The sequence below is a fragment of the Photobacterium carnosum genome (assembly GCF_002849605.1).
In the GTDB taxonomy this organism is placed as follows: Bacteria; Pseudomonadota; Gammaproteobacteria; order Enterobacterales; family Vibrionaceae; genus Photobacterium; species Photobacterium carnosum.
This window is the reverse complement of record NZ_NPIB01000030.1, coordinates 1-19,177: the sequence shown is the minus strand read 5'-3', so window position 1 is coordinate 19,177 and position 19,177 is coordinate 1. Positions and strand designations below refer to the sequence as shown.

General features: G+C 41.7%; 16 protein-coding genes and 1 rRNA gene. 11 read left to right on the top strand and 6 right to left on the bottom strand.

Annotated features, from left to right (window positions below; genetic code table 11):
• The first annotated feature begins 70 nt into the window (after positions 1-70).
• Genes CIK00_RS18365 through CIK00_RS18355 form a run of 3 tightly spaced genes read left to right on the top strand, consistent with a single transcriptional unit; the run spans position 71 to position 4,333 of the window.
• The gene (locus tag CIK00_RS18365) at positions 71-1,885 is read left to right on the top strand and encodes an assimilatory sulfite reductase (NADPH) flavoprotein subunit (RefSeq protein ID WP_101770074.1); all 1,815 of its coding nucleotides are present in this window, start codon (positions 71-73) and stop codon (positions 1,883-1,885) included.
• Positions 1,885-3,576, top strand: coding sequence for an assimilatory sulfite reductase (NADPH) hemoprotein subunit (gene cysI, locus CIK00_RS18360; protein WP_101770073.1), 1,692 nt, complete (start codon positions 1,885-1,887; stop codon positions 3,574-3,576). Before CIK00_RS18365 ends, cysI begins: the two co-directional genes overlap by 1 nt.
• On the top strand, positions 3,569-4,333 hold the full coding sequence (locus tag CIK00_RS18355) for a phosphoadenylyl-sulfate reductase (protein WP_101770072.1): 765 nt from the start codon (positions 3,569-3,571) through the stop codon (positions 4,331-4,333). The genes cysI and CIK00_RS18355 overlap by 8 nt, the downstream gene beginning before the upstream one ends.
• Positions 4,334-4,414: 81 nt before the next feature.
• Here the strand turns inward: CIK00_RS18355 and CIK00_RS18350 are convergent, their stop codons facing one another.
• Positions 4,415-4,900 (bottom strand): DUF2780 domain-containing protein, encoded by a 486-nt coding sequence (locus tag CIK00_RS18350; protein WP_101770071.1) that lies wholly within the window; start codon positions 4,898-4,900, stop codon positions 4,415-4,417.
• Between the two features lie 173 nt (positions 4,901-5,073).
• Positions 5,074-5,694: an FKBP-type peptidyl-prolyl cis-trans isomerase gene (locus tag CIK00_RS18345; protein WP_101770070.1), complete on the bottom strand. Its 621-nt coding sequence runs from the start codon at positions 5,692-5,694 to the stop codon at positions 5,074-5,076.
• 124 nt (positions 5,695-5,818) lie between these two features.
• Between CIK00_RS18345 and CIK00_RS18340 the strand changes: the two genes are divergently transcribed.
• Complete coding sequence (locus tag CIK00_RS18340; RefSeq protein ID WP_101770069.1) at positions 5,819-6,673, top strand: LysM-like peptidoglycan-binding domain-containing protein; 855 nt, start codon at positions 5,819-5,821, stop codon at positions 6,671-6,673.
• 72 nt (positions 6,674-6,745) lie between these two features.
• On the opposite strand, the gene CIK00_RS18335 is transcribed toward CIK00_RS18340, so the two are convergent.
• The 4 genes from CIK00_RS18335 to CIK00_RS18320 all read right to left on the bottom strand — a co-directional run bounded on the left by CIK00_RS18335 (position 6,746) and on the right by CIK00_RS18320 (position 10,808).
• Positions 6,746-7,618 carry a DMT family transporter gene (locus CIK00_RS18335; protein ID WP_101770068.1) on the bottom strand — a complete coding sequence of 291 codons (873 nt, stop codon included), beginning with the start codon at positions 7,616-7,618 and terminating at the stop codon, positions 6,746-6,748.
• Positions 7,618-8,079: a GNAT family N-acetyltransferase gene (locus CIK00_RS18330; protein WP_101770067.1), complete on the bottom strand. Its 462-nt coding sequence runs from the start codon at positions 8,077-8,079 to the stop codon at positions 7,618-7,620. Before CIK00_RS18330 ends, CIK00_RS18335 begins: the two co-directional genes overlap by 1 nt.
• Positions 8,080-8,149: 70 nt before the next feature.
• Positions 8,150-8,746 (bottom strand): Crp/Fnr family transcriptional regulator, encoded by a 597-nt coding sequence (locus tag CIK00_RS18325; protein ID WP_101770066.1) that lies wholly within the window; start codon positions 8,744-8,746, stop codon positions 8,150-8,152.
• 94 nt (positions 8,747-8,840) lie between these two features.
• Positions 8,841-10,808 (bottom strand): bifunctional 2',3'-cyclic-nucleotide 2'-phosphodiesterase/3'-nucleotidase, encoded by a 1,968-nt coding sequence (locus CIK00_RS18320; RefSeq protein WP_101770065.1) that lies wholly within the window; start codon positions 10,806-10,808, stop codon positions 8,841-8,843.
• Positions 10,809-11,222: 414 nt separating this feature from the next.
• Between CIK00_RS18320 and cysG the strand changes: the two genes are divergently transcribed.
• The 7 genes from cysG to CIK00_RS18285 form a co-directional block, all read left to right on the top strand.
• Positions 11,223-12,638 (top strand): siroheme synthase CysG, encoded by a 1,416-nt coding sequence (gene cysG / locus CIK00_RS18315; RefSeq protein WP_101770064.1) that lies wholly within the window; start codon positions 11,223-11,225, stop codon positions 12,636-12,638.
• 13 nt (positions 12,639-12,651) lie between these two features.
• Entirely contained in the window at positions 12,652-13,560 is a 909-nt protein-coding gene (cysD, locus tag CIK00_RS18310; protein ID WP_101770063.1) for a sulfate adenylyltransferase subunit CysD, read from the top strand.
• A 10-nt stretch (positions 13,561-13,570) separates the two neighbouring features.
• The gene (gene cysN, locus CIK00_RS18305; RefSeq protein ID WP_101770062.1) at positions 13,571-14,992 is read left to right on the top strand and encodes a sulfate adenylyltransferase subunit CysN; all 1,422 of its coding nucleotides are present in this window, start codon (positions 13,571-13,573) and stop codon (positions 14,990-14,992) included.
• Positions 14,993-14,997: 5 nt separating this feature from the next.
• Positions 14,998-16,728 carry an SLC13 family permease gene (locus tag CIK00_RS18300; protein WP_101770061.1) on the top strand — a complete coding sequence of 577 codons (1,731 nt, stop codon included), beginning with the start codon at positions 14,998-15,000 and terminating at the stop codon, positions 16,726-16,728.
• Between the two features lie 19 nt (positions 16,729-16,747).
• Positions 16,748-17,368 carry an adenylyl-sulfate kinase gene (cysC, locus tag CIK00_RS18295; protein ID WP_101770060.1) on the top strand — a complete coding sequence of 207 codons (621 nt, stop codon included), beginning with the start codon at positions 16,748-16,750 and terminating at the stop codon, positions 17,366-17,368.
• A gap of 24 nt (positions 17,369-17,392) precedes the next feature.
• Entirely contained in the window at positions 17,393-18,130 is a 738-nt protein-coding gene (cysQ, locus tag CIK00_RS18290; RefSeq protein ID WP_101770059.1) for a 3'(2'),5'-bisphosphate nucleotidase CysQ, read from the top strand.
• Positions 18,131-18,859: 729 nt separating this feature from the next.
• A 16S ribosomal RNA gene (locus CIK00_RS18285) occupies positions 18,860-19,177 on the top strand; the annotation flags it as partial.

The following is a 19,177-nucleotide window of genomic DNA, read 5'->3' as shown; positions in this document are numbered from 1 at the left end:
ATCTATTCTTTCTTGTTATTAGTTTAAATGGCTACTCTAACATAACGCAATGAATAGGGATCGTCGTGCTATGTCAATCAACCAACTATCAGCTTTAGCTAGCCCACTTAATGATCAACAAATAGATCAGCTTAAGCTAGCCGCAGCAGAATCCTCACCACAACAACTGGCTTGGATCAGTGGCTATTTTTGGGGGTTGAGCCAATCTCAATCATCAACAACGGCATCTGTTCCTGCATCAAATGTACTGGCCGCTGCAAAACCTGCGGGTAAACTAACCATTATTTATGCCTCGCAAACAGGTAATGCTAAAGGTGTAGCTCAAGCGTTACAACAGCAAGCTCTCGCGCAAGATATTGCGGTTAATCTGGTTTCTGCGGGTGACTTTAAAGGTAAAAATCTCAGTAAAGAAACCCATGTCATTATTATTGCTTCCACACATGGAGAAGGTGAAGCCCCTGATGATGCGATTGAACTGCACCAGTTTTTACAGTCAAAAAAAGCCCCTCAATTATCGAATTTACACTACGGCGTGATTGGGCTAGGCGATTCTAGTTATGAATTTTTCTGCCAAACCGCCAAAGATTTTGATCGCTACTTAGCAAAACTGGGTGCGAAGCCGATGCTTGATCGCCTTGATTGTGATGTTGACTATGAAGTGGCCGCCGCAGAGTGGCGTACACAAGCATTAGCCAAAACCAAACAAACCTTATCAACGGGTGAAGCGGAAGTCGTTCAGTTACCGGTGGGGCAAAATGCTACATCTGCTGCTACTTACACTAAGCAAAATCCTTATACGGCCAGTTTATTAGTAAGCCAGAAAATCACTGGTCGCAATTCAGATAAAGATGTACGCCATATTGAAATTGATTTAGAAGGTTCAGGATTAAGCTATCAAGCGGGGGATGCGCTGGGGGTATGGTTTGAAAATGATCCGCAATTGGTTGATGCCATATTAGCGAAACTTGACTTAGATGCTGCAACTTCGGTGGATGTTGATGGCAGTAACTTATCTATTCGTGATGCGTTGATTAGCCATTATGAAATTACCGCATCAAATCCACAGTTTGTGACCCAATATGCCAAACTCTCTGGCAGTAAAAAATTGCAAAAGCTGGTGGATGATCGTGAAAAATTGCGTGAGTATGCGGCTAATAACCAAATCATTGATGTTTTAACGGCTAAGAAGACGGTATTAACTGCCAGCCAATTAATCAGTTTATTACGTCGTTTAACGCCCCGCTTATATTCCATTGCTTCCAGCCAACAGGAAGTGGGTGAAGAAGTGCATTTAACGGTTGGTGTGGTTGAATTTTCCCAAGGTGATGAGCAACGTCAAGGTGGCGCATCTAGTTTCTTATCACAACGTCTACAAGAAGGCGCGGCTGTGAAAGTATTTGTTGAAACCAATCATAACTTCAAGTTACCTGCTGATGATAATACGCCAGTGATCATGATTGGTCCTGGTACGGGAATTGCGCCTTTCCGTGCCTTTGTGCAAGAGCGTGATAATCGAGAAGCAACAGGTAAAAACTGGCTATTTTTTGGCGATAGAACCTTTACTGAAGATTTTCTTTACCAAGTTGAATGGCAGAAATATCTAAAAGACGGGGTGGTGGATCAAATAGATGTCGCATTTAGTCGAGATCAAGCCGAGAAAATCTATGTTCAACAGCGCATTTTAGAACAAGCACCACAAGTGTGGCAGTGGTTACAAGCAGGATCGCATGTTTATGTCTGTGGTGATGCAACCCACATGGCCAAAGATGTTCATCAAGCCTTGTTAACCGTTATTGAACAACAAGGAAAGAAAACGCGCGAGCAAGCAGAGCAGTATCTCAATGAGCTGCGTAAAGATAAACGCTATCAAAGGGATATGTACTAATGACAGAGCAAAAATTATCAGACAATGAACGTCTAAAACGTCAAAGTGATTTTCTTCGCGGCACCATAGAGCAAGATCTTGATGATCGTATCACTGGGGGATTTAGCGCTGATAACTTTCAATTAATTCGCTTTCATGGCATGTATCAGCAAGATGATCGTGATATTCGCGGCGAGCGCGCTAAACAAAAATTAGAACCGCTCCAAAATGTGATGTTACGGGCGAGAATGCCGGGGGGCGTGATCACTCCTAAACAATGGCTAGCAATTGATAAATTTGCTGATGAGCATACTTCTTATGGCAGTATTCGCTTAACCACCCGTCAAACATTTCAGTTCCATGGGGTGTTAAAACCTGACATTAAACTGATGCATCAAACATTAAATAGTATCGGTATTGATTCCATCGCAACGGCGGGGGATGTAAACCGTAACGTGTTGTGTACCACCAACCCTGTTGAATCTGAGTTGCATCAACAAGCGTATGAATGGGCAAAAAAGATCAGTGAGCATCTACTGCCTAAAACCCGTGCTTATGCTGAAATTTGGTTAGACGGTGAAAAGCTTGAGACAACGGATGAAGAGCCTATTTTAGGCAGTAATTATTTACCGCGTAAGTTTAAAACGACGGTGGTTATTCCGCCGCAGAATGATGTCGATGTCCATGCTAATGACCTGAATTTTATCGCAATTGCAGATAATGGGAAATTGGTAGGTTTTAATGTGTTAGTTGGCGGTGGCTTAGCAATGACTCATGGTGACCACGCCACTTATCCTCGTCGAGCGGATGATTTCGGGTTTGTACCTTTAGATAAAACCCTTGATGTCGCCACTGCTGTGGTTACTACTCAACGTGATTGGGGAAACCGTTCTAACCGTAAAAATGCCAAAACTAAATATACTATTGATCGGGTTGGCGTGGCGGTATTTAAAGCAGAAGTTGAGTCACGAGCCGGGATTAGCTTTGAAGCCAGTCGACCGTATGAGTTTACCGATCGCGGTGATCGTATTGGTTGGGTTGCGGGCATTGATGGTAAGCACCATTTGGCGTTATTCATTGAAAATGGTCGCTTATTGGATACACCGAGCAAACCTCTTAAAACGGGTATGGCAGCAATAGCGAAGGTCCATGGCGGTGATTTTAGAATGACGGCCAACCAAAATCTGATTGTTGCGGGCGTGTTAGCAAAAGACAAAGCTAGGATCGAAAAGATCGCGCGTGATCATGGCTTGATGGATGACAGTGTCAGTGAGCAGCGAAAAAATTCGATGGCATGTGTTTCACTACCGACTTGTCCATTAGCGATGGCAGAAGCAGAACGTTTTCTACCTGAGTTTGTGACTGATGTTGAAGGTGTTTTAGAAAAGCATGGCTTAGACGAAGACGAAAATATCATTCTGCGTGTTACTGGCTGCCCCAATGGTTGTGGTCGCGCGATGTTGGCTGAAATAGGCTTAGTCGGTAAAGCGCCTGGGCGATATAACTTGCATCTCGGTGGTAATCGAAATGGTACTCGAGTACCTAAAATGTACCGTGAGAATATTACCGTCGCTCAGATCATGGATGAAATAGATAATTTAGTCGGTCGTTGGTCGACGGAGCGTCAAGAGAATGAAGGCTTTGGTGATTTCACTATTCGTGTCGGCATTATTGATGAAGTAAAAATATCAATGAGGGATTTTTATGCCTAAATATCAACTGGCTGAGTTACTTGAACTGCCAAAAGTGAGTCAAATTATTCAGCTGGCTGAAATTAATGCCATGCTGGAAACCATGACTGCACAACAGCGAGTGCTATGGGCGCTTGATAATCTTGACGGCGAGTTTGCATTAGCATCTAGTTTTGGGATTCAATCGGCAGTGATGTTGCATTTAGTCACTGAAGCTAAAACGGATATTGCGGTGGTGCTTACCGATACGGGCTATTTATTTGCAGAGACTTATCAGTTTATTGATAGTTTAACTAAACAACTTAATTTGAATTTATATATTTATCGCGCTCAACACAGTGCCGCATGGCAAGAAGCACGTTATGGTCAATTATGGCTCCAAGGTGTTGATGGAATTAAACAATATAATCAATTAAATAAAGTAGAGCCGATGCGGCGGGCATTGAATGAGCTTAATGTGGGAACGTGGTTTTCAGGATTACGTCGCGAGCAATCCGATTCGCGAGCGACTTTACCTGTATTGGCGATTCAAAATGGTCGGTTTAAGTTCTTACCTGTGATTGATTGGACCAATGACGATATTGACGCTTACTTACAGCAACATCAGTTACCTTACCACCCGTTAAAGCAACACGATTATTTATCTGTCGGGGATATCCATACTACGGTGAAATGGCAGCCGGGAATGACAGAGCAAGAGACGCGCTTTTTTGGTCTGAAACGTGAATGTGGCTTACATGAAGATAATGACACTGAATCACAAGGTTCAGGCATTTAGTTTCGTTTTATGGTGAGCTTATAAATAAAAACAAGGCAGCGTATCGACGCTACCTTGTAAGTTATTCATACGGCTAAAATATTATTTTGCTGCAGGAGTCCATACTTTATCTAGTGCACCTAAAAGGGCATTACTTGCACCTTGTTGGCCTAAGAATTGAGTAATAACTGGAATAAACTTATTAATCATCGCTGGATCCATACCTAGTAATGAGAACACTTTATCAATGTTAGCTTGGTTGCTAAGTAGCTGACCTAATCCCATTGGTAATGAGTCCGTTAATTTTTCGGCTCCAGGGATCAGTTTTGAAAGTTCACTGCCTTGTGGACCTGAAAGTTGGCTAGCTGCTAAACCTAATAGCGCACCTGCACCGCCTGCGGCTTGTTCTGGTTTAACACCTAGTTCAGAAATAAGTGTTTTTGTTAGCGGGTTTTGTGCGACTTGGCTAACCACTTGATCTGCACTTTTTCCACCGAAAATATCAGACAGGCTAAAGGCGTAACTCATGGTGCTTGATGACAACAATGCAACTGCTGCGAGAGTCGTTACGATACGACGTTTTTTCATTGGGAGACTCCTTAGTAAAGATAAATACCGAAGTCTTTTAAATCAGAAATTGACTTGGGTACGTCAATCCTAGTGAAGATTTGTCTGGTTGCAATGATTTTTTATTATTTGTATAACCTATAGGTATAAAAAACGGCGCTATGAGCGCCGTTTATTTGTTCAAGCTCGATATCTTATAGGATATCTAATAGCTCTACTTCAAATACTAGTGCCGCATACGGAGGGATTGCAGCACCTGCGCCGCGCTCACCGTAAGCTAGGTTTTGTGGAATAGACAGCTTCCACTTAGAACCTACAGGCATCATTTGAAGAGCTTCAACCCAACCAGCGATAACGCCAGTTACAGGGAATTCTGCAGGTTGACCACGAGATACAGAGCTGTCAAAAACAGTGCCATCTGTTAGCATACCGTGGTAGTGCACGCGTACTTGCTTGTCTGAAGTTGGAATTTCGCCATTACCTTCAACAAGAACTTCGTACTGAAGACCAGAATCAGTTACTGTAACTTCTGCACGTTGTGCATTTTCAGCTAGGAATGCTTCGCCATCAGCAGCAGCTAATTTAGCTTGCTCTTGACGTGCAGTATCTGCTGCTGTGTGAAGTTCACGTAGTGCATTGTTGATTTCATCAACTTCGATTTCTGGCATTTCGCCAGCTAGAGAAGTTGCGATACCTTGAGCAATAGCTGCTACGTTTAGGCCTTCAAGACCGCTTTGTGCTAGTTGTTGACCCATTTGTAGACCAATACCGTAGCTTGCTTTAGTCTCAATTGTATCTAGTTTAACGTCAGACATTATTGTCATCTCTTAATGTAGAATGAATTAAAGTGGGCAGGATAACAGTTTAGCCCCTATCGGGTAAATGTTTGTAACCAATATTCGCTAATTGCGTGACATATGAAGCTTTGGAGTGCTGTATATGGGAAAGGTAAATCGCCGTTCAAATAAAAAAAACGCTAACCAACAACCGCCTGTGAAACTAAACATGAGCGCAGTAAAAGCAAAGTGCAGTGAGCGTATATCTGGTGTATATCAGATATGGCAGCGTTTTCCTCGTTTTCATCGTTGGGCGTTACTTTTTGTTGTGCCCGTTTTTATTGGTGCGTTAATGTTGCCATCAGCGAAGGAACTAGAAGGCGGTGCTGGGAGTGTACCTATGCGCCGTAATATTGAATTAAATCTAGGTAATAGCGATGTTGCAAATCAGGTAAGTTCTGGGCCGAATATTCAGGTAGAAAATAACCCAGATGGTAATAGTAAACAAAGTACGCTTAAACGTACCGATGTAGTATTAGATAGCGCTGATATTAAAGAAGATTCGGGCATGAAAGCTGATGGTGGTATGGAAGATCGTGGTCCAGCCCCTGAACGTAAACCGATGACATCAAAAATATATCCGATTAATGGTGGTAAGGTTTATACCATTGATACAACAACCCATAAGCCAGTTGTTGTATCACGAGTCGCTAAGTCTCAAACAACATCCGTTGTTGCTAAACAATCAGCAGGTGTTGCTGATCAGTGGTACAGCTATAAAGTGCCAGCTGGGGATACGTTAGCCAATATTTTCCGTAATAAAGGATTACCACTCGGTGATCTTTATGCTATTGCGAAAGTTGAAGGCGCGGGTAAACCGATTAGCCGTATTCAAGCAGGGCAGACATTACGTTATCGTCAAAACAGCCGTGGTAAAATTAATGGCTTACAAATTTTAGGTAATGGTGTTTCTGCTTCATATACTGTTAATGCGAATGGCCGTTTCTATCGTCAATAAATTTGCAATGGTTATACGTTAAATTAATAAGCCGCCAGTTAAGGCGGCTTATTATTTTTAAGTGATAAATGTTTAATCCTCGTTATGGCTCATGCTCTGTGGTGAGCGACGGATTTTAGGCCATGGTGCCATTGGAAGAATGATCAATAGAATACCTAAGCCCGTGAGCAGATCGGGAATCTCGTCAAACCAGAGATAACCAAATATCGCGACAAAAATCAGCCCAGAATACTCCGCAAGTCCAATCTTATAAGTCTCACTTTGACGGTAAGCCGCAACACAACAGCCTTGATAACCTAATGTAAATAACGCACTTGCAGCAATCAATAACCATTGTTTGGGCTGTAATGGCTGCCAATATTGGTAGGCTAATAGGCTTGATATGGGTAACGATAAAATACCTGTCCAAAATAGGGTACTGATAATCGGTTGTTGTGGGGGCAGTTTACGTACTAAAACATTATATAACGCCAATGTTGAGGCGGTGCCTAATGCGGCAAATGCGGCCCAATGAAATTGATCGGGGCGTAATACAATGACGATGCCAATAAATCCGACCGCAGTTGCTAATACTTTTTCTTTATTTGGTCGTTCACCTAATACCAGCATCGATAATGGCAGCATGAGTAACGGTGCGGCGTAAAATAAAGCATTGGCGGTGGCTAATGGAAGGTAAGTTAAAGCAATCAGTAGCATGCCGCTACCTGCTAATACTAGATGGGCACGAATTGCATTCACCTTCCAACGCCCAATATCACGCTGAGCGGGGGTTAATCGTAACCATAATGGTGCAATTAGGATCACGCTTAATAATTGGCGAATAAACATGTACTGAAATGCCGATACGCTACCGTCTAATAATTTTACTGCCACATCAGACAGTGACGACGATAAATTACCGCAAATTAAAATAGCAATACCGATTGAAACCGCAGACCAGCGCATTAGGTGGGATCTTGTAATAACTGCATATCAACATGGGGAATGCCATCTTCAAGGTACATGTCTGAAGTTTGGGTAAATCCATGTGATTGATAGAACGCCACCAAATATTGTTGAGCGCCAATTTCAATTAACTGTTGTGGCCAAATTGTTTCTGCATGGGTTAATCCTTGACGTAATAATTGATGACCTAAACCATGTTTACGCTGACTTGGTGTTACCACTACTCGCCCAATACTGACATTATCATAAGTGACGCCAGGGGCTAATAAACGTAAATATGCGACAAGTTCATTGTTTACGTAACCTAACAGATGGAACACATTTTGAGCGCGGTCGTGATCATCAAGATCGGGATACACACAGTTTTGTTCTACACAAAATATCTCTGAACGTAGTTTTAATAGGTCATAAAGCTGGTGGGTTGTTAATTCGTCAAAGGGTAAACACTGCCATGTTGTCATAGTTAACGTCCTGAATTCGGTATGATGTCGTTAGTGTACCGATTTACGTCAAAAATGAAGTTAACAATGGTTAATTTTTGGGATTAATTTCACCACTTGCGAGCCGTTTTTTGATTCGACTTAAACTAATGGAAGTAATACCTAAATAAGAAGCCAATTGGTAATCGGTTATGCGCCCAACTAACTCGGGGAAATGATCACTAAACAGTTGTAATCGTTGCTCTGGAGTATGCATGAGCATAAAGCGTTCTTTGTGCTCTTTATACAGTAATTGACGTTCTAATAAGGTTTGATACAACGGGTGCTGCTGCTGACGCCATTGCTGAAACAGGGTAATGGGTAACATGATTAATTGGCTGGCGGATAATGTTTCTAATAAATAGGCTGAGGGCGCGTCATTAATTAAGCTTTCAAAGCCAATAATAACATCTTGATCCCAATAGAACTCTTTACTGAATTGTTTACCTTGTTCGGTTAAATAACACGCATGGCACAAACCGTTTAATAAAAAGTAGCAATGGGTTGGGATTTGCCCTTGGTGTAATAAAATATGACGAGTCGGAAGATCCAGTGGTTCAGCAACGGCAATGACATCGTTGATGGTGGCGGTATCTGCACCTAGCTGAGCTAAGAAAGCCGCTAATTCAGAATGGTTATTGAAAGGCATAAGCGAGTTAATGAATAAAAAGAATGATAGTGGCAGTGTATCAAAAAAATACCGCAACCAAGGCTGCGGTATATAGATATTTTATTGAGGGGAATTATTTACGCGTTTGAAGATCTAATTGATAAATAGCAAACCCACCCGGCGTGGTGTTGACTTGTTGCATTGGGTATTGGCCTTTATCTTTAATAAATTTCGCTGCTTTATCACTGTTCGCGGTTTCAAATTGAATATTTAACTTCTTATCACTTTTTAGTGGTGTGAAGTGCCAGTTATTATCTGCACTTGGAACAACTTGACCTTTCTGTTTGCTCACGCGACTGATGTAATCTGATAATACAGTGCGGTTTTCATCCGGTGAGGCAAAGGCAACGAATGCTTCACCTGTACCTGCAAACTTACCACTGTATGCGCGGTAATTATTGGTCGCGATTAAGAACGTCTGCTCTAAATCAATCGGCTTTCCATTAAAGCTTAAATCTTTAATACGATTCGCGGTTGGGTTAATCAGTTTACATTCACCGTCGTATTTTGCTGGTTGTGAAATATCAATGTTGTATTTCACGCCATCAATGACATCAAAATTGTAAGTACGGAAACCATCCCAGTTAATAAGTCCTTGTGGCTTCTCACTGTTAACATCAATTTGATTAAACTGTGCCGCGGAACATTCTAGCCATTCTTGAACATCTTTACCTTTTACCTTCATCGCGACAAGGGTATTTGGGTACAAGTATAAGTCAGCCGCGTTACGGAATGTTAGTTGGCCTGCTTCTACTTCGGTGTAGTTACCTGCGTCATTACCACGACCGCCCGCTTTAAATGGGGCAGCTGCTGACAATACAGGCAAACCATCAAGATCGGGGTCGCCTTGAATAAAGCGTTCAACGTAATCTTTTTGTGCCAAGTTAACAATTTGTACTGTTGGGTCGTCTTGAACCAAGGCTAAATAGCTGTACATCACATCACTGGCTTTACCAATCGGCTGGTTAACAAAGTCACGGGTAGCGTTATGATCAATTTTTACTGCTGCGACTAATTTTGGATCGGCCTTGATTAATGATTTTTGGTTGGCTTTATCAAAGATAGGACGCGCTTCAGTTTGGGCTGAGGTCACTTTCCAGCTATTACCTTCTTTGTCTAATACCAAATCCATAATACCCACGTGATCACCCCAACGACCGGGCATTACCGCCGGAATACCATTGATGGTGCCTTTGTTGATATCAACACCGGGTAGACTTGCAAAATCTTTACTTGGGAATACCGCATGTGAGTGACCAAATGCAATCGCATCAATCCCTTCAACTTGAGTTAAGAAGTAAACCGAGTTTTCTGCGCCCACTTTATAAGGGTCAGCTGAAACGCCAGAGTGCGGAATGGCAATAATTATATCAGCACCTTCTGCCTTCATTTGAGGAATGAATTTCTCAGCGGTTTGCTTAATGTCTTTTGCTTCTACTTTACCTTCAAGGTTGTTTTTATCCCACACCATAATTTGTGGTGGTACAAAGCCAATGTAACCAATTTTCAGTTTTTGGTTATTGCCGTCGTTGTCTTTAAAGGTGTAGTCCTGAATAAGGTAAGGGGTAAATAAGTTTTTGCCCGTTTTTAAATCATAAACATTGGCATTGATATAAGGGAAGTTTGCCCCTTCAATACTGGTGTTTAGGAAATCAATACCATAGTTAAATTCGTGGTTACCAATATTACCTACCGCATAACCGAGTTGGTTCATCACTTTATAGACAGGGTGCACTTCGCCTTTTTTAATGCCTCTTGCAGCCATGTAGTCACCCATAGGGCTACCTTGCAACAAATCACCGTTATCGACTAATACACTATTAATAACTTCAGCGCGTGCTTTTTCAACCAAGGTCGCAGTACGGACTAACCCCGTTTTATCTGTCGGCTTATCTTTGTAGTAATCGTAATCCATTACATTTGTATGAATATCTGTTGTTTCAAGAATACGTAATTTAATCGTTTCTGCATTTGCGGGGCTAGCCAGTAATAGCAAACCACTTAAAACAGCGATTGATAAAGGCTTAACAGATAGTGTCATGTGTTTCTCCAAAGGGTAGGTAAGGAAAGCGTGCCTAAAATAACAAATCTTATGCGGTTACTATCTGAACCCGTCACATAATTGTGCTTTAACTCTCATTTTTTATATGCATAACCATTATTAAGCGGTGAAAGAATCGCAATATTTGATTCAAAACGAAATGGTGCTGATTCAATTAAGAAAGAAAAGGCATAACTTAGGTTCGAAGTGATATTTGAATATCCTCCATTTTGCTCACTATTAGCTATTTATGTTTGGTTTGTATTTATTTGCGGTTGATCATTCTATTCGGTCATTAAATTAGGATTGTTTAATTAGTAACCAAACTTTTTGATATAAAAAATGAAACTTTAGAATTTCAAGTTATATCACGGGCTCTCTATAGTGGTTACAGAGCACCAAGGAGAGTTAACAATGGATTATTTACCAATATTTACGGATTTAAAGCGTCGACCCTGTTTGGTTGTCGGTGGTGGTAATAGCGCATGGCGCAAAACACGGATGTTATTAAAAGCGGGTGCTGATGTTGGTGTGATTGCAACTAAGCTGAATGCTGATTTTACCGCGGCGATTGCTGCTAATCAGATCCGTTTTGTTGGTGATACCTTTTCGCCCGCGAATCTTGATGGGATTTTTCTAGCCATTGCCGCAACACCACATAAAGCGCTGAATGCTCTGGTTTACCAATCAGCCAATCAACGCCAAGTATTGGTCAATGTGGTTGATGATACTCAACGTTGTAGTTTTATTGTGCCTTCTATTGTTGATCGCTCACCGATCATTGTTGCTATTTCATCATCGGGTAAAGCGCCCGTTTTAGCGCGTTTATTGCGTCAAAAACTAGAAGCAACATTGCCACAGCATTTAGGCAAAATGGCGACTATTGCGGGCGGTTTTCGTGATTATCTTGCCACCCAGCTTTCTACCTTTTCTAGTCGTCGCGCCTTTTGGGAGCAAGCATTTAATGGTCGCTTTGCAGATTTGGTTGCCGTCGGTCGTCATAGTGAAGCCCAACAAGCATTAGAACAACAGTTACAACAGCACACGCCACTTGTCGGGCAAGTTGCGTTAATTGGCGCAGGTCCTGGTGATGCGGGGTTACTAACTTTACGCGGTTTACAATTAATGCAGCAAGCGGATGTGGTGTTGTATGACTACCTTGTTTCCGATGAAGTCATGGCGTTGGTACGTCGTGATGCAGAACTTGTTTGTGTCGGTAAAAAAGCGGGCTTTCATAGTGTGCCACAAGAACAAACCAACCGATTGATTGTTGAATATGCCCAACAAGGTAAACGCGTTGTAAGGCTTAAAGGGGGGGATCCGTTTGTGTTTGGTCGTGGTGCTGAAGAATTAGAAGTGCTAGCAGAAGCTGGGATTGATTTTCAAGTTGTTCCCGGTATTACGGCCGCAGCCGGTGCCACCGCTTATGCAGGCATTCCATTAACCCACCGTGATTATGCTCAAACAGCGATGTTTATTACTGGGCACTTAAAGCCGGATGGTAAACAACTTGATTGGTCAACGTTGGCGCGTGGTAATCAAACATTAGTTATCTATATGGGGCTAATGAAATCCAGTCATATTCAACAGCAATTATTAGATCATGGCCGCGCCCCTGACACTCCAATCGCCATTATCGAACGTGGCACACAAGCCACTCAGAAAGTATTAACCGGACAATTACATGAACTCGCTGATTTAGCACAACATGCTGCATCACCATCATTAATTGTTGTCGGTGAAGTCGTAAAGTTATCACATAAATTAGCTTGGTTCACAACAAAGGAACAGTTACAGCCGCAACCTGAAGCGGCAGTGAAACTGGCATAACATGGAGAGAGTGATGAACCCGAAACGTTTAACCCACCTCAAACAGCTTGAAGCTGAAAGTATTCATATTTTGCGTGAAGTCGCGGCTGAATTTGATAATCCAGTAATGATGTATTCCATCGGTAAAGATTCGTCGGTGATGTTGCATTTAGCTCGTAAGGCTTTTTATCCTGGCAAAATCCCATTTCCATTATTGCACGTTGATACTACTTGGAAATTTCGAGAAATGATTGAATTTCGAGACCGTGCCGCTAAAAAATACGGTTTTGATTTGTTGGTACATCAAAATCCAGAAGGGGTAGCGATGGGGGTTGGACCTTTTACGCATGGTTCATCAAAGCATACCGATATCATGAAAACCCAAGGCCTAAAACAAGCACTCGATAAATACGGTTTTGATGCTGCGTTTGGTGGTGCTCGGCGTGATGAAGAAAAGTCACGTGCGAAAGAGCGAGTGTATTCATTCCGCGATAAAAACCACAGTTGGGATCCAAAAAACCAACGCCCTGAATTATGGAAAACCTATAACGGTCAAATTAATAAAGGCGAAAGCATTCGTGTGTTCCCGTTATCCAATTGGACTGAGCTCGATATTTGGCAATATATATTCTTAGAGCAAATTGAAATTGTGCCACTGTATTTATCCCAAGTACGCCCCGTTGTTGAGCGAGATGGAATGTTAATCATGGTTGATGATGAGCGACTCGAATTATTGCCGGGTGAAACGATTCAACAAAAAAGTATCCGTTTTAGAACCTTAGGGTGTTATCCATTAACGGGAGCGGTGGAATCAACGGCTGATACGTTACCGGGGATCATTGAAGAAATGCTGGTGGCGACATCCAGTGAACGTCAAGGACGAGCTATCGATCACGATCAATCTGGCTCAATGGAATTGAAAAAACGCCAAGGTTATTTCTAAGGAGAGAATAATGAACAGTGTCATAGAACAACAGGTGGCAGAGCTTGGAATCGAAGCTTATCTCGATCAGCATCATAATAAATCTCTGTTGCGATTTTTAACTTGTGGCTCCGTAGACGACGGTAAAAGTACCTTAATTGGCCGTCTGCTGCATGATTCTCACCAAATTTATGAAGATCAACTAGCCGCAATCCATACTGACAGTCAAAAAGTCGGTACCACGGGTGATAAGCCTGATTTGGCATTATTAGTTGATGGATTGCAAGCTGAGCGTGAACAAGGGATCACCATTGATGTTGCTTACCGTTATTTCTCGACCAAAGCGCGTAAATTTATTATTGCTGATACCCCAGGACATGAGCAGTACACCCGTAATATGGCAACCGGTGCTTCAACCTGTGATGTGGCGGTTATTTTAATCGATGCCCGTAAAGGGGTATTAGATCAAACCCGTCGTCATTCTTATATCGCTAGTTTACTCGGTATTCGCCAATTTATTGTGGCAATTAATAAGATGGATTTGGTCGATTTTGATCAAGCTCGTTTTGACGATATTAGTCAGCAATACCTCCAGTTTTCAAAAAAACTCAGCCCTAAGATCAATATTCAATTATTGCCATTATCTGCCTTAGAAGGCGATAACGTTGTCAATCAAAGTGCCAAGATGCCGTGGTATCAAGGCGAGCCGTTATTAACGTTATTAGAATACGTCGATTTGTCGAAAGATGATGATTCTGCAGACTTACGTTTTCCGGTTCAATATGTGAATCGTCCTAATCTTGATTTTCGCGGCTTTGCTGGCACATTAGCGGCAGGCGAATTACGAGTTGGACAGCGAGTGACTGCATTACCGTCAGGAAAAACATCAACCGTAGAGCGAATCGTAACTTTTGATGGTGATTTAGTATTTGCAACTAAAGGCCAAGCCATTACCGTTACCTTAGCCGATGAAATTGACATTAGTCGTGGTGATACGTTGATCGCAGCAGAAGATGAAGTGCCGCTAAGTAACAATGTATTGGCAGATATCGTGTGGATGGGGGAAACCGCATTAACGGCTGGACGTCAGTATGATATTAAAGTGGCAGGTAAAAAAACGCTAGGCAGTGTGAGTGCGATACGTCATCAAGTTGATATTAATAGTCTTGATACCTTTGTAACCGAGACGTTACCCCTTAATGGCATTGGTTTATGTGAGTTCAACTTACACGATGCGATTGCTGTTGATAGCTATCAAACCTGTAAAGATACTGGCGGCTTTATCATTATTGATCGATTAACCAATGTGACCGTTGGTGCAGGCTTAATTCGTGAACCCTTAGCAATAGATAAAAACAGTCGTTATTCAGTGTTTGAAGTTGAATTTAATGCGCTGGTTCGTAAGCATTTCCCTCATTGGGATGCAAAAGATATCGGTCAATTACTGGAGTAATGTGAATGAGCTGGGAACAAGCTACTGTGCTGGCAATGCTAGTAGTGATTATTCTCTGCTTGCTCACTACGAAGATTAAAGCCGCGTATTTATTTGCTGGTAGTGCGTTTATTGGTTTTCAAGCAAACTTAATTGAATTGCCTGCCATTGCCGCAAATTTTACTAACTCATCATTATTAACTTTAGTGTTATTAATTTTGGTCTCCATTGCTCTTGAAAAAACTCGCTTAATCAGTTGGGTTGGGCGGCAAATTTCACAAGGTGGCCATAGTACCGTTGTGGCGAAGCTAGGACTATCAACCGCGTTGTTATCATCCTTTACCAATAATACTGCGGTAGTTGTATCGTTAATTGGGGCGATAAAACGTAATCAACGCCATGCCCCCTCTAAATTATTATTGCCTTTATCGTATACCGCTATTTTAGGGGGCACACTGACCTTAATTGGTACATCGACTAACCTTATTATTAATAGCTTTGTTGAAGATGTCGGCTTGCCGAGTCTTGGTTTTTTTGCCCCGACCATGATTGGCTTAGCGGTATTAGTCATCGGGTTAATGATTTTAATTCCGCTGAGTTATTTTTTACCGGACAACGATGACGACAGTGAAGAACAGTTACCTTATTTTTTAGAAGCACGCGTAAAAAGCGATTCATCATTAATTGGTAAAACGGTAGTTGAAAATGGACTGCGCGCATTACGGCGTTTGTTTTTGGCTGAGCTTATTCGTGACGGTAAGACGGTAGCTCCTGTTTGTCCTAATACTAAATTACAAGCAGGTGACCGATTATTGTTTTGTGGTGATATTGAAAGTGTCACCACCTTACAAGAAATAGAAGGACTGCACTTATTTGGTCAGCATCATCTTAATGGTCAATCAATGATGGAGGTTGTGGTCAGTCATTCTGCTGCTATTTGTGGTAGTACCTTAAAGAGCACTCAATTTCGTGAAAACTTTGATGCGGTCGTGGTCGCCATTCGTCGCGGTCATGAACGGTTAGCTGGTGGCTTGGGTAATATTGAATTACGCGCGGGTGATACATTAGTTATTGTGCCGGGGAAACTGTTTAACCAAAAGCAAACCAAGCTTGAGCGTGAATTTGTATTGGTTAATGGTCTTGATTCAAGCGCACGTTTAGACCGTTACCGCAGCACAACAGTATTAGTTGGTTTTTTAAGTGTGATTGTATTGGCTTTAGCTGATTGGCTGCCATTGATTAAAGGGTTAGCCGTTTATTTGGTACTGCTGGTGGGATTGGGGATTATTTCCTTTGGTGAGCTTCGACGTCGATTTCCGATTGATATTGTAGTTATTGTTGGATCAGCATTAACGCTGGCACAATTAATGATAATCAGTGGTTTATCACAACAAATGGGCCAAGCACTTATTACCGCATTTAATGGCTGGGGAGTGTATGGTGGTTTAATTGCCATTTATCTACTCACATTAATTCTTACTGAACTGATCACCAATAATGCCGCCGCCGCACTGGTATTTCCCATTAGTTATAGTTTGGCGTTGGGTTATGGTGTCGATCCTATGCCTTTTATTATGGCGGTGTTATTTGGCGCGAGTGCGAGTTTCATTTCACCGTATGGTTATCAAACCAATCTACTCGTTTACAGCGTCGGTAATTATAAAATTAGAGATTATATTAAACTTGGATTACCGCTCTCGATTGTGTATTCCACCGTAGTGTTGATATTGATCCCAGTCGTTTTTCCCTTTAACTAAATTAACAATGGAATATGTTATGAATACGACAACGAAGTCCCATACAGACAATAATATTGTCTGGCATAGTTATAGTGTGACTAAAGAGCAACGAGGTCAGCAAAAACAACAGCAGCCTTGCGTGTTATGGTTTACTGGATTGAGTGGTGCTGGTAAGTCGACAGTTGCTGGCGCTCTTGAACATAAACTCTTGGCATTGGGTTATCATACTTATTTATTAGATGGTGATAATGTTCGCCATGGGTTGTGTAAAGATCTTGGGTTTTCAGATCAAGATCGACGTGAAAATATTCGCCGTATTGGTGAGGTTGCCACGTTAATGGCCGATTCAGGATTAATCGTACTGAGTGCCTTTATTTCACCTCATCGTGAAGAAAGACAATTAGTTCGAGATTTACTGCCACAAGGTGAGTTTATTGAAGTGTTTGTTGATACCCCTTTGGCTGAATGTGAAAAGCGAGATCCTAAAGGACTGTATAAAAAGGCACGAGCCGGTGAAATAAAGCAATTTACAGGTATTGATGCTGAGTACCAACCCCCCTTACAACCTGAAATTCGTCTCGCAGCGGATAGTTATAATATTAATGAGTTAGTTGAGCAATGTATTAACGCTTTACGAAGTCGACGTATTATTGCTTGATAACCGGTAACAGGAGTACCGTAAGTGACAACATTACTTGATGCTATATACACCATCGCATTGGATGCGGGTAAATCAATAATGACGCATTATTACAGTAATATTACTGTTGAAAATAAAGCCGATAATAGTCCCGTTACCATTGCTGATCTTGCAGCAAATGAAATTATCATTAATCAGCTACAACAACTGACCCCCGATATTCCTATCTTATCTGAAGAGTCGCCACAGACTGATTGGCAACAGCGTCAATATTGGCAATCCTTTTGGCTGGTGGACCCATTGGATGGCACCAAAGAATTTATCAATAAGAATGGCGAGTTCACTGTTAATATTGCGCTGATTGAAAATGGAAAACCTATTTTAGCGGTTGTCTATGCTCCCGCATTAAATAAAGCATGGCTGGGTGATGGAAAAACAGCTTGGCTTGTGACTAAAGCAGGTAAAGAAGTGATCCGACTTCTACCTTCTACTATACCGACGGTGGTAGGTAGCCGCTCACATCCATCGGTTGGGTTAGAGGCTTATCTTCAACAATTAGGTGAACATAAATGGATAGCGGTGGGATCATCATTAAAGTTTTGCTTAGTGGCGGAAGGACGTGCTCAATATTACCCGCGTTTAGGACCAACCATGATGTGGGATACCGCCGCTGGTCAATGTATCGCTGAAAGTGCGGGTGCTACAGTGAATGATCTGGATGGTTTCCCTCTTCGTTATGATCGTGAACCCTTATTGAATCCTTGTTTTGTTGTCTCATAATCATTTGAAATTAACCAAAAGTCATTGATTGATCAAATAGTCAGCAGTATTTTTAAATTACGACTATCAATTAAAGATGTTGTTGTATGAATATTGAGTCTTTTATGGCTTTTGGTTGGTATTACTAGCATTTACATCAAAAAAGCAAATAAACAATTGTTATCCTTTCTGTTCCTTCTATAATGCAGCCCAACGACACGGAATACCTACGGTTAGTAAGTTACTTACAACCTGTGTGTAACTTGTCGATAAGCGGTTTGTAAAAAATCATTGCGGTAATTGACGATTATTGTCTTACATTAAGCTATGAAAATCGCAGTCTTGATTCGAATGTTATTCGAGTGGTTAAAAATATAATCTATTTTTAACACAGGGCAGGTCAATAAAGGGTTTGTTAAATCTAATTTAAAAAACTTGTTGACTTTAAACTGGCGCGGAGTAGTATACGCAGCCTCAGCCAATACGATGTATTGTGCTAACGTTCTTTAACAATTTGACCATGCAATCTGTGTGGGCACTCACTGAATAGTTAAGTCGAAAGATTTATCAATAAACTGAGTGACCAATACAAAATGACCCAATCTATTTATAGAGAAGATTGTTTTGGCACAGTTATTTAATTATCATTTTTTAAATGATAAAAAGCTTTAAAATTACACTCTTTATTTATAAAGAGTTGGTATTAAAGTCAGTATTTATTGAGCCGTTTCGAAAGAAACAACAAAACTTTAATTGAAGAGTTTGATCATGGCTCAGATTGAACGCTGGCGGCAGGCCTAACACATGCAAGTCGAGCGGTAACAGAAAGAAAGCTTGCTTTCTTTGCTGACGAGCGGCGGACGGGTGAGTAATGCCTGGGAATATACCCTGATGTGGGGGATAACTATTGGAAACGATAGCTAATACCGCATAATCTCTTCGGAGCAAAGAGGGGGACCTTCGGGCCTCTCGCGTCAGGATTAGCCCAGGTGGGATTAGCTAGTTGGTGGGGTAATGGCTCACCAAGGCGACGATCCCTAGCTGGTCTGAGAGGATGATCAGCCACAC

Bases quoted from the DNA above. Each gene is read 5' to 3' on its own strand.
- CIK00_RS18355 (WP_101770072.1), top strand. From the start codon at position 3,569: ATGCCTAAATATCAACTGGCTGAGTTACTTGAACTGCCAAAAGTGAGT.
- cysG (WP_101770064.1), top strand. From the start codon at position 11,223: ATGGATTATTTACCAATATTTACGGATTTAAAGCGTCGACCCTGTTTG.
- CIK00_RS18330 (WP_101770067.1), bottom strand. From the start codon at position 8,079: ATGACAACATGGCAGTGTTTACCCTTTGACGAATTAACAACCCACCAG.
- cysD (WP_101770063.1), top strand. From the start codon at position 12,652: ATGAACCCGAAACGTTTAACCCACCTCAAACAGCTTGAAGCTGAAAGT.
- CIK00_RS18340 (WP_101770069.1), top strand. From the start codon at position 5,819: ATGGGAAAGGTAAATCGCCGTTCAAATAAAAAAAACGCTAACCAACAA.
- CIK00_RS18335 (WP_101770068.1), bottom strand. From the start codon at position 7,618: ATGCGCTGGTCTGCGGTTTCAATCGGTATTGCTATTTTAATTTGCGGT.
- cysN (WP_101770062.1), top strand. From the start codon at position 13,571: ATGAACAGTGTCATAGAACAACAGGTGGCAGAGCTTGGAATCGAAGCT.
- cysC (WP_101770060.1), top strand. From the start codon at position 16,748: ATGAATACGACAACGAAGTCCCATACAGACAATAATATTGTCTGGCAT.
- CIK00_RS18325 (WP_101770066.1), bottom strand. From the start codon at position 8,746: ATGCCTTTCAATAACCATTCTGAATTAGCGGCTTTCTTAGCTCAGCTA.
- CIK00_RS18365 (WP_101770074.1), top strand. From the start codon at position 71: ATGTCAATCAACCAACTATCAGCTTTAGCTAGCCCACTTAATGATCAA.
- CIK00_RS18300 (WP_101770061.1), top strand. From the start codon at position 14,998: ATGAGCTGGGAACAAGCTACTGTGCTGGCAATGCTAGTAGTGATTATT.
- CIK00_RS18350 (WP_101770071.1), bottom strand. From the start codon at position 4,900: ATGAAAAAACGTCGTATCGTAACGACTCTCGCAGCAGTTGCATTGTTG.
- CIK00_RS18320 (WP_101770065.1), bottom strand. From the start codon at position 10,808: ATGACACTATCTGTTAAGCCTTTATCAATCGCTGTTTTAAGTGGTTTG.
- cysI (WP_101770073.1), top strand. From the start codon at position 1,885: ATGACAGAGCAAAAATTATCAGACAATGAACGTCTAAAACGTCAAAGT.
- CIK00_RS18345 (WP_101770070.1), bottom strand. From the start codon at position 5,694: ATGTCTGACGTTAAACTAGATACAATTGAGACTAAAGCAAGCTACGGT.